This is a genomic window from Verrucomicrobiota bacterium, assembly GCA_016200005.1.
In the GTDB taxonomy this organism is placed as follows: domain Bacteria; phylum Verrucomicrobiota; class Verrucomicrobiia; order Limisphaerales; family PALSA-1396; genus PALSA-1396.
This window is the reverse complement of record JACQFP010000078.1, coordinates 104,885-118,299: the sequence shown is the minus strand read 5'-3', so window position 1 is coordinate 118,299 and position 13,415 is coordinate 104,885. Positions and strand designations below refer to the sequence as shown.

The following is a 13,415-nucleotide window of genomic DNA, read 5'->3' as shown; positions in this document are numbered from 1 at the left end:
CAAGTTAAGCCGCCATGGGGGCGTTGTTCAACAACCGCACTTCTTGTTGCGGGAACGGAATCTCAATCTGATTTGCGCGGAATCGCTCGATGATGGCCTGGTAAATCTCCGCGCCTGCCGGGCCGTAATCCGGCACGGTGGTCCACGGCTTGACGGCGATGGTGATGGATGAGTCCGCCAGCAGCTTGACGCCCAATGCGGGTGATGGGTCCTTCAACACGCGTGGATTCTGGCGCACTATGTCCCCGACAATGTTCAGCACTTTGTTCAGATCGGAGGAATACGCGATCCCCACCGAGAGGTCGAGCTGCCGGATGGTGCCGTAATTGTGCAGAACTTCGCCGACGATTTTCCGGTTGGGAATGACGACTCTCGACAAATCAGCATGGAGCAGGGTCGTAGAGAAAAGCTCGATGGTTTTAACCTGTCCTTGCACGCCGATCAGTTCGATGTAATCACCCACCCGAAAAGGCTTGGTGAAGATGATGGTCAGCCCAGCCACTATGTTGCTAAGCACGCCCTGCATGGCCAAGCCGACGCCGATGCCCGCGACGCCGATGCCGGCAATGGCCGAAGTGGTGGGCACGCCAAATTTCTCGAGCACCGCCAAGGCTGTGAAAGCAATGATCAGCAGCCGAGCCACGCGCACGAGAAGCAGGCGCACCGGCGGTTCCATCTGGATGCGTTCGAGCCAGCGTTCCAAAACCTTGCCGATCCATCGGGCCACGAGTATTCCAACTGCCAGAATGATCAACGCGCCGGCGACATCCTTGCCGTAGTTGACGAAAAAGTTGATGATGGTTTTCTTTGCTTCTTCCATACGATTATCTCCTGAGCCTTAAGTTGCGTTTTGCTTGATGGACCATCGGCCGAAATGAAGCGGTCATTTCAAAGGCACGAACGACGTCGAAATTTTGCATGTCCGAATGGTAGCGAACAATGGAGAATCGTAAATACCAAAGGAAAATTCACAAGCAAGATGCTTGGGAACACGGCGCCCAATGCCCTGCGGCCGGACAAGAACCGCAACGCTGGAGCTGGAATCTGACCGGCGATCGCTTCCCCCAAGCCCACGAACGCCTGGACTACCACCACGCCAGTCAAAACTACCGAAGTTCATACACGACGCTTCGCGTTCCGGTCGGCAAGGTAAGCGTCGATTGAGCGATATTGCCTCCGCTTTTGCCGGGCGCGTTTTAGGCACGCGAGGTCGTGAGTATCCTCGGCCCTCTCCTCTACTCGCGTGGAGGAGAGGGAGAAGCTCACTGACCGCCACTTCCAGTCGCACCCTCTTGCGCGAGTCGGCTTGGCTTTGCGTGCCAGACCGATCAATGCTTGTTTGAGCTGCGGCCAAGAATTCCAACTGCGGGATTGCTCCGCGCAACAAAACAAGTTATCAATTAACGGCGTTACCGATGAGAAGTATTGCTGTTCCGACAACTGGTTTATTGCTCTGGCTGACTTTGGCCGTCTGGCCGTTCAGTTCGAATGCCGCGAGCACGGGGCAAAAGAAGGTCGATTTCATTCACGAAATCCAACCCATTCTCAGGGAGTCCTGTTACAAATGTCACGGCCCGGAAAAGAAAAAAGCCAGCTTGCGGCTCGACATCAAAGCGCTCGCCCTGAAAGGCGGCGAGAACGGTGCGGCCATTGTCCCGGGCAGCAGCCAGAAAAGTCCGCTGCTAAAGCGGCTCATCTCGACCGACGACGAGGAACGCATGCCGCAAAAGGCCGAACCGTTGTCTGCCGACAAAATCAAGCTGATCCGCGACTGGATTGACCAGGGCGCACAATGGCCGGAGGCGGTGGCCGTCGCCGATCCCGCCAAACATTGGGCCTTTCAACCGTTGCAGCAAATCGAGCCGCCGAAGGTCAAAGCCAGATCGTGGGTGCGCACACCGATTGATAATTTCATCCTCGCGAAACTCGAAGAAAAAAAAATCCGCCCCAATCCGCCCGCTGATCGCCGCGTTTTGATTCGCCGCGTCTATTTTGATTTGATTGGTCTCCCGCCGACGCCGCAAGAGATTGATGCATTCGTCAACGACAAGTCATCCGACGCGTACCCGAAATTGATCGATCAACTCCTCACCTCGCCCCACTACGGCGAGCGTTGGGCGCGTCATTGGCTGGACACCACGCGCTTTGGCGAGAGCCACGGGTTCGAACAGGATTATGATCGACCCTTTGCGTATTGGTATCGCGACTTTGTCATTAAGGCGCTCAACGACGACATGCCGTTTGACCAGTTCATCAAGTGGCAACTGGCGGGCGATGAGTTCGCGCCGGACGACGCCTGGGCAATGGCCGCGACGGGTTTCATCGGTGCGGGCGTTTTTCCGACGCAGTTGACGGAGGCGGAGTTCGAACCGGCGCGTTACGACGAACTCGACAACATGGCCGCCACCACCGGCACCGCCATGCTGGGCCTCACCATCGGCTGCGCGCGCTGTCACGATCACAAGTTTGACCCAATTCCCACCAAAGATTACTATCGATTCATCTCGACCTTCACGACGACCATCCGCAGCGAAATCGATCTCGACTTCGACCCGGCAAAATACAAGGAGGCCAAAGCGAAGTTCGACGCGGCGCATGCGCCCCTCGCCGCTGCAAAAGAACAATTCGAGCAGGGACAATTGCCGGCCCGTTTCGATCAATGGCTCAAATCAACGCCGAAGGAACAGCTCGCCAAGGCCGCTTGGATCATCCTCGATCCCGACGAATTCAAATCCAAGGGCGGCGCTACCCTGACGAAACTCGACGACGCCTCGGTCCTAGCCAGCGGAAAAAATTCCGACTCTGACACCTACACCTTCACGGCTCACACGAGCCTCACGAACATTACGGGCGCTCGCGTCGAAGCGTTGGCGGATCCATCGTTCCCGAAAGGCGGACCGGGTCGCGCTGACAATGGGAACATTCAGCTTACCGATTTGCGCGTCACCGCTGCGCCGCTCACGGGCGAAGGCGATTCCGTGGAACTGAAGTTGATCAATCCCAAGGCAACGTTTGAGCAGAGCGAGATTCTAGCAGTCGCGAAAGTCATCGACGGCGATAAGAAAACGGGCTGGGCGATTGATCCCCAAATCGGCACAAACCACACCGCGTCTTTCGAATTCGAGAAGCCCATCAGCTTCGACAGCGGCACGAAGCTCACGTTCACACTCGAATTCAACGGCAACAAACGTCACAGCATCGGTCGTCCGCGCCTGTCCATCGCAACCGCGTCGCCACCGATTGCATTGGCCGGTGACGCCAAACCGCAGCGCGTCGTGGAGATATTTACGCAACTCGAAAGGGCAGGGGACACCGTGAAGTTAAGCGACGATCAGCGGGCCACGGTAATGAAGTGGTATCGCACACTTGATCCCGACTGGCAGAGACTTGACGCCGCCGTGCAGGAACATCTCCAGGTCGAGCCGAAGCCTGACCTCAAAAAAGTCATGGTCACGAGCGAAGGCTTCAAACCGATTCCGCATCACGCCGACGACCGCGGCTTTCCGCATTTTTATCCCAAGACCTATTTCCTGAAACGCGGCGACACGCATCAGAAGGGAGAGGAAATGACGCCCGGCGTGCTGCAAATCCTCGATCACGCGCCGGAAGGTGAGAAGCATTGGGAGGTGCCATCTCCCGCCGGTTCTCGCACCTCGTGGCGGCGGCGTGCGCTGGCCAATTGGATCACGGACTCTCACTACGGCGCCGGAGATTTGCTGGCGCGCGTCGCTGTCAATCGTCTCTGGCAGCATCATTTCGGCAGCGGCATTGTTGCCACGCCGAGCGATTTTGGCACCCAAGGCGCGCGGCCTACGCACCCCGAACTGCTGGACTGGCTGGCCAACGATTTCAAACATAATGGCTGGGAGGTCAAGCGAATGCACAAGCAGATCATGACCAGCGCCGTTTATCTGGAGAGCTTCGACCGCGACGAAGCGCGAACCAAAATCGATCCCGACAACAAGCTGCTCTGGTGCCGCGACCGTCGCCGACTTGAAGCCGAAGCGATTCGTGATTCGATGCTCAAGGTCAGCGGCCAACTGGACGACCGCATGTTTGGACCGGGCACGCTCGACCAGGCCATGAAACGCCGAAGCATTTATTTCTTCATCAAGCGCAGCCAGTTCATCCCGATTCTGCAATTGTTCGACGCGCCCGATCCATCGGTCAGCGTCGGCAACCGCGTCTCGACGACCATTGCGCCACAGGCACTGTTGTTCATGAACAATCCGCAGGTCCGCGATTACGCGCGCGCGCTGGCTGGGCGGCTCAAACCGGCGTGTGAAAAATCGTTGGCCGACGCTGTCCTCGAGGGTTACCGTATCGCGTTGGGCCGCAAGCCGGACAAGAGTGAACAGGCGGACTCCGTTGCGTTCATCAAACAACAGGCCGAATCCTACCGCGCGGACAAGAAGGAAAACGCCGACGAACTTGCGCTGGCCGACTTTTGCCAGGCAATGTTTGGACTTAACGAATTTATTTATGTGGAATGATGGACTAACGGAGAAGATAGTAGAGAACGCTCTCCCTTACCGCATACCTCTCCGGCCGGGAGGGGGTGAGGGAGAGGGAGAGTCGTGCCAACACCGTGAAACGCCGATGTTGAAACAAGCTCCGAAAACAACACGCATCGCTCGCAACTTGCGAACGCAAGAGTCTTGGGGTGAGCGATTGATGTGGTCGTGGCTGCGTGGTCATCGCTTTGCGGACTACAAATTTCGACGTCAGCATCCAGTCAGACCGCACATTCTGGATTTTTTCTGCAACGAGGCAAAGTTAGACATTGAGGTGGATGGTTTTCAACACGGCACCGCCGACAACCAGGCTGCCGATGCGGAACGGGATGCATTTCTGGAATCGCGGGGTATTAAGGTGCTGCGGTTTTGGAGTTCGCGTTTGAGAAAAGACGAGGAAGTCATTCGTGGAACCATCTGGCGGACGTTGCAGGAGCGCGCACCGTGTCCGATGCCGAACTATTGCAGGCCCGGTTTGGTCGGCGGAACGGAGAGTCGGAAGTCATGAGAATTTTCCACTCCTCACCCTCACCCCAGCCCTCTCCCGCTGGGAGAGGGAGAATCGTATCCAGTCTCTCAAAAAATCGAGCGATGGGATTTGCCGGGTGGGAATTCAAAAAAGTCGAAGCGCGCGACTGCTGTTCCCTCTCCCAGCGGGAGAGGGTTAGGGTGAGGGAGAGTCTCGCGAACACCATTCAAAACGGTTTGCAAGACCATGCCCCTAATTCTATTTCTCGAAATTCATTTCCTTCCTTGAATTAATATGAACACACATCAATTGAACTGGCAGCGCGGCATGTCGCGCCGCGATGCGCTCAAGCGCGCGGGCGCCGGCTTCGGCCTGCTCGCGTTGGCGGGCTTGCTCGATCAGGAAGGCCTTCTAATTCCATCGGCGACGGCGGCGACAGTGGATCCCTTGTCACCGAAACCATCCCATTTCAACGCGCGCGCCAAATCGGTCATCTGGCTTTTCATGAACGGCGGGCCGAGCCAGGTGGACACCTGGGATTACAAACCCGAACTCATCAAACGCCACGGCCAGAAGCTCGACGGCATCGACAAATTCACCGGCTTCTTCGCCAACGAAGTCGGGCCGTTGATGAAGTCGCCTTTTGCCTTCGCGCAACACGGGCAGAGCGGCTCGTGGGTTTCGGAGATTTTCCCGAACATGGCGAAGCACGTGGACAAGATGGCGTTCATTCACTCGCTGCACACGCTATCCAACAACCACAGCCCCGCGCTCTTCGCGATCAATACCGGCGTGACGCGAATGGGCTTTCCGTGCGTTGGCTCATGGGTCAGTTACGGACTGGGATCGGAAAACCAGAACCTGCCTGGCTTCGTCGTCATGGCTGATCCGCTGGGGCGTGGACTGCCCAAGGGTTACGCGCAAAACTGGGGCGCGGGCTTTCTCCCCAGCATTTATCAGGGAACTTATCTCCGTCCCAAAGGCGAACCGATTGACAATCTCGAACGCCCCGCCGACATGTCCGACCGGGAACAGCGCGCGCAACTCGACCTGATGGCCAGGCTCAATCGCGAGCACCTCAAACAAAACGGCGACGACGAACTCAACGCGCGCATCGAAAGTTTTGAACTGGCTTACCGGATGCAAGTCACCGCGCCCGAAGCGGTCGAGTTTGAAAAAGAACCCGACCACATCAAGGAGCTTTACGGCCTGAACGAGAAGCGCTGCACCCATTTTGCGAAACAATGTTTGCTGGCCCGCCGCATGGTCGAGCGCGGTGTCCGCTTCGTCCAGATTTACAGCGGCGGCATGGAAAACCAGCTCAGTTGGGACGGCCACAAGGACATCGTCGGCAACCACACCGGCTTTGCCGGGGAGACGGATCAACCGATCGCCGCCTTGCTCACCGACCTCGAACAGCGCGGCCTGCTCGACAGCACCCTGGTCATCTGGGGCGGCGAATTTGGGCGGCTGCCAATCTCACAACCCGGCGACAAACCCGGTCGCGACCACAACCAACACGCCAACACCGTCTGGCTGGCTGGCGGCGGTGTCAAAGGCGGCGTTCACCATGGCGAGACCGATGAGATTGGTTTCAAGGCGGCGGTGGACAAAGTCACCATCAACGATCTCCACGCGACGATCCTGCACCTGCTCGGTCTCCATCACGAAAAGCTTACCTTCCGTTACAGTGGCCGCGACTTTCGCCTGACCGATGTTGCTGGTGAAGTGGTGAAGGCAGTAGTGGCGTGAAGTTATCTGCGCTGGCATCGAGGTGAGATTAACGGTGGCTGAAAGCGTTTCCACGTCGGCTGCCCCAATCGCTATCATTTTTCCACAGAGTTAAGTCGGTTTCCTGCGGGATCCACAATAGTGGGTGTGATGAGCACGACAAGGAGTTGATTGTATGGCGCTTTCGGCGTCGCGGTTGAGTTTATCATCTTGGAAGCCACCAAAGTTTGACCGTCTTGGAGGGAAACGTTCGCCGATATCCCCGCTTCTGCCAGCAACGTGGGCAAATCCAAACCGCCCTCTCTGGACGGGATGTGCGCGGTGTCTAAACGGGTGTATGCGACGAGATTGATAGTTCGGTCGTCCGCACTGACGGTTGCGATAGCGCCCACGACGGAGTGTTTACGTTCCCGTGGTTCTTCTCCTGTTGTTGGGTTATCCGTCACTGACACTTCAGTTTGGCGTCCGCTGAGAGTCGTGCACTTCGTTCCACTCAAGACTTCAACGCCTTCCGATTGTTCCAACGTTCTCAGAAGCACTCTAAGCTGAGGGTCGTCCAGCACGCTTGTACCGCCGCTGTAAGGCATTCCCAATTTGGTGAGCAAGTCTGCAGGACCGACAACGAACTTTGTTTCGATGGTTATCTGCCTAACTGGATTTCTGTTGGTTGCAGCCGGAGGAGTTTCAATTGCACCTGAGATCGGAGCTCTGGTGTTCAACGACTCTATTTCGCGCCTCAAGCGTCCCACTTCACCTCGCAGCCTGATCAGTTCCGAGCGTTCCCGCCTCAAGCGCTCAAGTTCGTCAGCATCCACCTTCAACTTTGCCAACTGAGCATTTTCCTCAAGAAGTTGGTCGAATTCACCACTGCGTTTGCGCAGTGCTCCATTTTCTTCTCGCAGTCCAGAGACGGTTCGATGTTGAACAACGAGCGGGGTCGCAAGCCCTACGACAACCAGCGCGCCAAGAACGCCGACTCTAAATTTGGTCATGCTCATAAGTTTGAGAAGCGTTAAGGTGATGCCGCCGCCCGCTGCCGCGCCTGCCAACGCTGTGCCAGTCACGCTGATTGCCAATCCCACCGGTGCCGCAGTTACGGCTTGGGAGGCGATTGTTGTCGCCAACACCGCCGCGGAAAAAGTAATTCCCCGACGCGTAAGAAATGCTCGCAGCTTTTCCAACGCGCGGCTTACGCGCTTCTGCGCCGCGTCCTCGTTTGTGCCAAGCGCGGCGCCGACAGCGCGGAGGTCGCGGCGTTCAAAGTAGCGGAGCACGATGGCATCGCGGTCACGCGTGCCGAGCCGTTGCATCGCCTCGTCGAGGACCGGCGCGACTTGTTGCCAGGCAGCATCAGTGTTGGATTGATCGTTGAGGGCATTCATTTCCACAGCTTGTTTCTCGCGGGCTTGACGGCGTCGCTCGGTGCGGATCGCCTTGGCCGCAGTGAAACTGGTGTGCCGGTAAAGCCACCCGCCCAACGCAGTGCCGTTCGGCAGCACGCCAGCCCGGCGGGCCAGATCGATAAAGACGGTTTGCGTGACATCTTGGGCGAGATGTTGGTCGCCGTTGACCTGGCGCAACGCCGTCGAATAGACGAGATCGACATAACGCGCGACGAGTTCGCCAAAGGCCGACTCCGAGCCGTGCTTGGTGTAGTCCCGGAGTAATGTCGCGTCATCGGTCATGCGTTGTTCATGATACAGAACCCGCTGACGAAAGAAATCCGACAAAAAGAATCCGCCTGTCAGCAAACGAAGCGGTTGGAAATTCAGGGAACGAGCCAGAGCGAGCCTGCTGGTGCAAAGAAGCGCGGCATTTATGCCGCTTCAACGTGGATAACTCTTTGGTGTTCGGCGCGTGCTGTCGTGCGGAAGCTGAAGCGGCATAAATGCCCGCGCTCCGACCACGTACTGCCGTGTCTCCCAACTGCGTTGCTACGGGTTAGACTACGTGGATCGAGCTGCTGAAGCCACCCCTTGCCCCTCACAGGCGGGGAGCGGCGCTTGGTGGATGGTTCCCCGCTTGGGAGGCGGCAGGGGTGGGTTGAGTCGGTAGCGCAGGTTCATGGGTGGCTGTCAGGCCGGGTGAGCGGAATTCCTTTCTGACGCACTACCTGCAAAACATTTTATTTCCCCTGCGACTGAGTCATCGGCGGCGGCTGAGCCAGTGGCGATTCGGCGTCCTCTGGCTCAATGCGCCAATGTCGCCATTGCAACTTTGTCCCAAGATCGTCCAGCAGCGAATAGGCGACGGGCGTCACGATCAGCGTGAGCAACAGACACAGCGCCTGCCCGCCAATGACCACAACCGCCACGGCACGGCGTTCCTCGGCGCCTGGACCGGTGCCCAACGCCAACGGCAACATGCCGGCAATGAGCGTCATCGTCGTCATCAGGATCGGGCGCAAGCGTTCCCGATTCCCCTGCATGATGGCGGCGAATCGTTCCAACCCTTGGGCGCGCAATTTGTTCATGTGGTCGATTTGTAGAATGGCGTTCTTCTTCACGACCCCGAACAACACGAGCAGGCCGAGGGCGGAGTAGAGGTTGATCGTCTGGCCTGCCACGAGCAACGAGATGAACGCAAACGGCACCGAGAGGGGCAACGACAACAAAATCGTGAACGGATGAACAAGGCTTTCAAATTGCGACGCGAGGATGATGTACATCAGAATCACCGACATCGAAAAAGCCCAGAGAAATTCCACAAAGGTAGTTTCCAGTTCGCGCGCCCTTCCCGAAATGCGCGTGGAGTAGCCGGTCGGCAACCCCATCTTCGCGACTTCGGCGCGCAATGCGGCAATACGGTCGGCTTGCGCATAGCCCGGCGCGACGGCCGCGCGCAAACTCACTTGCCGTTGCCGGTCGAGACGGTCGATGCGCGAGGCGGCTTTGGTCGGCACAATTTTCACCACGTTGTCGAGCCGGGCCAGGCTGCCGTTGCGGCGCGGGACGAACAGGCGCGTGATGTTCGCCGGATGATTGCGGTCGCTCTCTTTGAGGCGCACCTGCACGTCGTAATCTTCGTTCATGTCGTCGTCGTGATAACGGGTCACGCGCAGATCGCCGCCGACCATGATGCGCAACGCGTTGGCGATGTCCTCGGTGTCCACACCCAGATTGGCCGCGCGTTCGCGGTCGATCTCGACGCGCAGTTCGGGTTTGTCGAGCTTGAGGGTGATGTCGGCGTCCTGCAGGCCAAGCTCCGTCGCGTTGGTGCGCAGGTGTTCGGCGTAGCTGAACAACGTGTCGAGGTCGGCGCCGAGCAGGGAAAAATCGATGTCGAAGTTCGGGCCGCCGCCGACGAATGACTGCGGGTTGCGAATTTGCACGCGGACTTCCGGCAGCGCGCGCAGGCGACGCCGGATTTCCTGCTGGATGTCGCGCTGGGAGTAATTGCCCTGGAAAGCGCGCCACGGTCGCAACTGGAGCAGGCGTCCCCATTGGAAGTGCCGCTCCTCGTGCGGGGCAAGGCGGACGTAAAAGCGGCCATTGTTGACGCTGCCAAGAAATCCGCCGCTGCCGCCGATCGCCGCCAACACGAGGCGCACACCTGGGATGGAGCGAAGTTCGCTTTCCACGCGCAACCCGACCTCGTTCATCGCGCCCAGACCGGTGCCTTCCGGCGCGGTGACGCTAACTTCGAATTCGCCTTCGTCCACGTTGCTGGGCAAATATTCCTGGCGCACCATTTTGTAGAGCGGCGCGGATGAAGCGATAACCAGTAACGCCAACCCGGCGACGAGCCAGCGATGATGAACGGACCAGCTCAAGACTCGACTGTAAGCGCGATCAAGTTTCCCGTAGAAGCCGGAACGGGAACGAGGTTCGTCGTCGCTCAGAAACCCACCCCCAGCCCCTCCCTGGAGGGGAGCAGGACACGAAAGATTTTTCCCCTCCTGGGAGGGGTCAGGGGTGGGTCGCTTATCTTTCCGATTCACCCTGAGCAACCGCGCGCTCATCATTTGCGTGAGCGTGAACGAGACGAGCAAGCTGACGAGCACGGACGCCGCGGCAGTGATGCCGAACTGGTAGAGAAATCTTCCTGAGATGCTCGACATGAACGCCACGGGCACGAAGATGACAACGAGGCTGAATGTGGTAGCCATCACCGCCAGCCCGATTTCGGCCGTCGCGGCCCGCGCGGCTTCAAAGGGCCGCATTTTCTTTTCCTCAACAAAGCGGAAAATGTTTTCGAGCACAACGATGGCGTCGTCGATCACGATGCCGACCATGAGCACGAGGGCGAGCATGGTCACACTGTTGAGCGTGAAATTGAGCGCCTTCATCATGCCGAAGGCAGCGATGACCGAAGTGGGGATGGCGACGGCGGCGATGACCATCGCGCGCCAGTTGCGCATGAAGAGCAGCACCACGAGACACGCCAGTATGCTGCCCAGAATGAGATGGCGCTTGATCTCGTGCAGCGCCTCGTAAATGTAACGCGACTGGTCGCGGATAATTTCCAATTTCACATCGGCCGGAAGCTGGGCTTCCAGCGCGCGTAATTTTTCCTTCACGCCCTCGATGACGGCGACGGTGTTGGCGCCGGATTGGCGCAGGATTTCGAGTGTCACTGTGGGCGCGCCGTTGAGGCGTGAATAGGAACGCTGCTCCTTCGTGCCGTCCTCGGCCCAACCGATGTCGCGCACTCGAACGGGTGAGCCTTTGCGCGTGGCCAGCACCAGGTCGTTGAATGCCTTCGGGTCGGTAAGGCGGCCCATCGTGCGCAACGTTTGCTCGCGCAGATCGGTTGTGACGTTGCCGCCGGGAATGTTCGCGTTCTGACGTTCGACGGCGTCGCGCACCGCAGTGATGGGAATCTGATAAGCCGCGAGCCGGTCGGCGTCCACCCAGACATTGATGGCGCGATCGAGACCGCCCGTGATCTGGACTTCGCCGACACCCGCCGAGCGCTCGACCTGTTTCTTGACGATTTTGTCCGCGATCTCAGTGAGTTCCCGTTGCGAGCGGCTGCCGGAAATCGCGAGGGAAAAGATGGGCGACTGGTCAATGTCGGACTTGGAAATCGTGGGCGGGTCGGCGTCGCGCGGCAAATCGCGGAGCACGGTGGCGATGCGGTCGCGCACGTCCTGGGTGGCGGTATCGATGTCGCGATTCAACTCAAAGGTGACGATGATGAACGTGACCCCCGAGCCGTTGACCGAGCGCAATTCCTTGATGCCTTCGATGGTGTTGAGCGCCTCTTCGATGGGCTGGGCAATTTGTGATTCCATCTCCGCCGGCGACGCCCCGGGCAGGCGGGTGAACACGCGCACCGTCGGCAGATCCACCGACGGGAAACGATCAACGCCCAATTTGAGATAACTCGCGGCACCCACCACGACGAGCGTCATCACGATCATGGTGGCGAAGACCGGACGGCGGATGCAGATTTCAGCGAGCTTTTGCATGGAGGCAATCGCGTTGGGTTAGTGGCCGGATCCGGCAGCTTCCTTTTCTATTGGGGCATTCTCCGGTTGAGCTTCAACCTTCACGGGTTGTCCGGTGCGCAGTCCGCCGGGTTTTAAGACAACGATTTCGCCTGCCGTCAAGCCGGAGACGATCTCCATACGGTCATGGCTTCGCCGGCCCGTCGTAACCGTTTTTTCTTTGGCTTTACCTTCCTGGACGACGACGACTTTTTCTAAGCCGGCAAAAGTGATGAGCGCGTTGGTCGGCACGCTCAACGCAGCTTCGCGTTCGTTCAAGACGATTTCCGCGCGGGCGAACAGGCCGGCCCGCAGCGAACCGGGATTGGGCACGTCGGCTTCGACGACGAGCATGCGGTTGGTTTCGTCGAGTGCGGGGGACACTCGGGCGATGTGACCGCTGTAAGTGTTGGTATCGTTCTCGACGCTCAGTCGGACGAGCTGGCCTGCACGCACCGCCGCCGATTCGCGTTCCGGCACCTGGAGGCGCAGGCGCAGCGGGTCGGTCTTGACGAGCCTGACGATGCGGGTGCCGGCGGTGACGTACTCTCCGACATTGGCGATGCGTTCGGCGATCACGCCGTCGAACGGCGCTTTCACGCGTGACCGTTCGAGATTGAGGCGCGCGATGGCGTCGGCCGCTTCCACCGCTTTGACTTCCGCCCGCGACTGCTCGGCATCGGCAACGGCCCGTTCGAGTTCACTGGTGGAGGCAATCCCGCCTTTCTCCAACTGCTGGAAGCGTTGGAGATTTTTCGCATTGTTGGCGGCGCTGGCCGTGGCTTTGGCAAGGTTGGCGGCGGATTGGCGCGCGAGTGCTTCGTAGGAGGTCGTGTCAATCAACGCGATCTCCTGACCCGCGCTGACGTGGTCGCCGATGTCCACTCGACACTTTTCAATTTGCCCCGCGACTTGCGCGGACACCGTGGCGTCGTCATGGGCCAGGAGCGTGCCCACGACGGGCAGCGCGCGTTCCATCGGCTGCGACTCGGCACGAACGACGCGGACCGGTCGCGGCGGTGTGTTTGACCGCGTCGATTTGGTCTGGTCCGGTTTTCCGCATGAAATCAGGAAGACGGCGCACAATGCACCGAGAAGAACGAGGCGAGGGCAGCCTGATTTCATTTCGACCAGTGTAGCCAGGACGCAAGTGAATGGCGATGAAAAAGGGTATTGATATAGTTTGAAGTCTCAGAAGAAATAAAACCGGGCTCCCAACGCCACCTCGCTTGATCATGCCACACATCTGAGCGGCGTTCATCATTCGCCT

Annotated in this window: 7 protein-coding genes; 3 read left to right on the top strand and 4 right to left on the bottom strand. The window is 58.7% G+C overall.

The features are described 5' to 3' along the window. Window positions 1-4: 4 nt before the first annotated feature. Window positions 5-820: a mechanosensitive ion channel gene (locus HY298_25375; GenBank protein MBI3853590.1), complete on the bottom strand. Its 816-nt coding sequence runs from the start codon at window positions 818-820 to the stop codon at window positions 5-7. Between the two features lie 595 nt (window positions 821-1,415). On the opposite strand from HY298_25375, the gene HY298_25370 reads away from it, so the two are divergent. The 3 genes from HY298_25370 to HY298_25360 all read left to right on the top strand — a co-directional run bounded on the left by HY298_25370 (window position 1,416) and on the right by HY298_25360 (window position 6,735). Further along, window positions 1,416-4,493 carry a PSD1 domain-containing protein gene (locus HY298_25370; GenBank protein ID MBI3853589.1) on the top strand — a complete coding sequence of 1,026 codons (3,078 nt, stop codon included), beginning with the start codon at window positions 1,416-1,418 and terminating at the stop codon, window positions 4,491-4,493. A gap of 106 nt (window positions 4,494-4,599) precedes the next feature. Then, the gene (locus tag HY298_25365) at window positions 4,600-5,022 is read left to right on the top strand and encodes an endonuclease domain-containing protein (GenBank protein MBI3853588.1); all 423 of its coding nucleotides are present in this window, start codon (window positions 4,600-4,602) and stop codon (window positions 5,020-5,022) included. A 288-nt stretch (window positions 5,023-5,310) separates the two neighbouring features. Next, window positions 5,311-6,735 (top strand): DUF1501 domain-containing protein, encoded by a 1,425-nt coding sequence (locus tag HY298_25360; GenBank protein ID MBI3853587.1) that lies wholly within the window; start codon window positions 5,311-5,313, stop codon window positions 6,733-6,735. A 74-nt stretch (window positions 6,736-6,809) separates the two neighbouring features. Here HY298_25360 and HY298_25355 read toward each other — a convergent pair whose 3' ends face one another. The 3 genes from HY298_25355 to HY298_25345 form a co-directional block, all read right to left on the bottom strand. After that, entirely contained in the window at window positions 6,810-8,399 is a 1,590-nt protein-coding gene (locus HY298_25355; protein MBI3853586.1) for a sigma-70 family RNA polymerase sigma factor, read from the bottom strand. A 440-nt stretch (window positions 8,400-8,839) separates the two neighbouring features. After that, the gene (locus tag HY298_25350) at window positions 8,840-12,127 is read right to left on the bottom strand and encodes an efflux RND transporter permease subunit (protein ID MBI3853585.1); all 3,288 of its coding nucleotides are present in this window, start codon (window positions 12,125-12,127) and stop codon (window positions 8,840-8,842) included. A gap of 18 nt (window positions 12,128-12,145) precedes the next feature. Further along, on the bottom strand, window positions 12,146-13,270 hold the full coding sequence (locus HY298_25345) for an efflux RND transporter periplasmic adaptor subunit (protein ID MBI3853584.1): 1,125 nt from the start codon (window positions 13,268-13,270) through the stop codon (window positions 12,146-12,148). Window positions 13,271-13,415 lie beyond the last annotated feature (145 nt).

What these genes read in the sequence shown, in the direction of transcription:
- HY298_25375 (MBI3853590.1), bottom strand. Translation starts at nt 820, where the DNA reads ATGGAAGAAGCAAAGAAAACCATCATCAACTTTTTCGTCAACTACGGC.
- HY298_25370 (MBI3853589.1), top strand. Translation starts at nt 1,416, where the DNA reads ATGAGAAGTATTGCTGTTCCGACAACTGGTTTATTGCTCTGGCTGACT.
- HY298_25365 (MBI3853588.1), top strand. Translation starts at nt 4,600, where the DNA reads ATGTTGAAACAAGCTCCGAAAACAACACGCATCGCTCGCAACTTGCGA.
- HY298_25360 (MBI3853587.1), top strand. Translation starts at nt 5,311, where the DNA reads ATGTCGCGCCGCGATGCGCTCAAGCGCGCGGGCGCCGGCTTCGGCCTG.
- HY298_25355 (MBI3853586.1), bottom strand. Translation starts at nt 8,399, where the DNA reads ATGACCGATGACGCGACATTACTCCGGGACTACACCAAGCACGGCTCG.
- HY298_25350 (MBI3853585.1), bottom strand. Translation starts at nt 12,127, where the DNA reads ATGCAAAAGCTCGCTGAAATCTGCATCCGCCGTCCGGTCTTCGCCACC.
- HY298_25345 (MBI3853584.1), bottom strand. Translation starts at nt 13,270, where the DNA reads ATGAAATCAGGCTGCCCTCGCCTCGTTCTTCTCGGTGCATTGTGCGCC.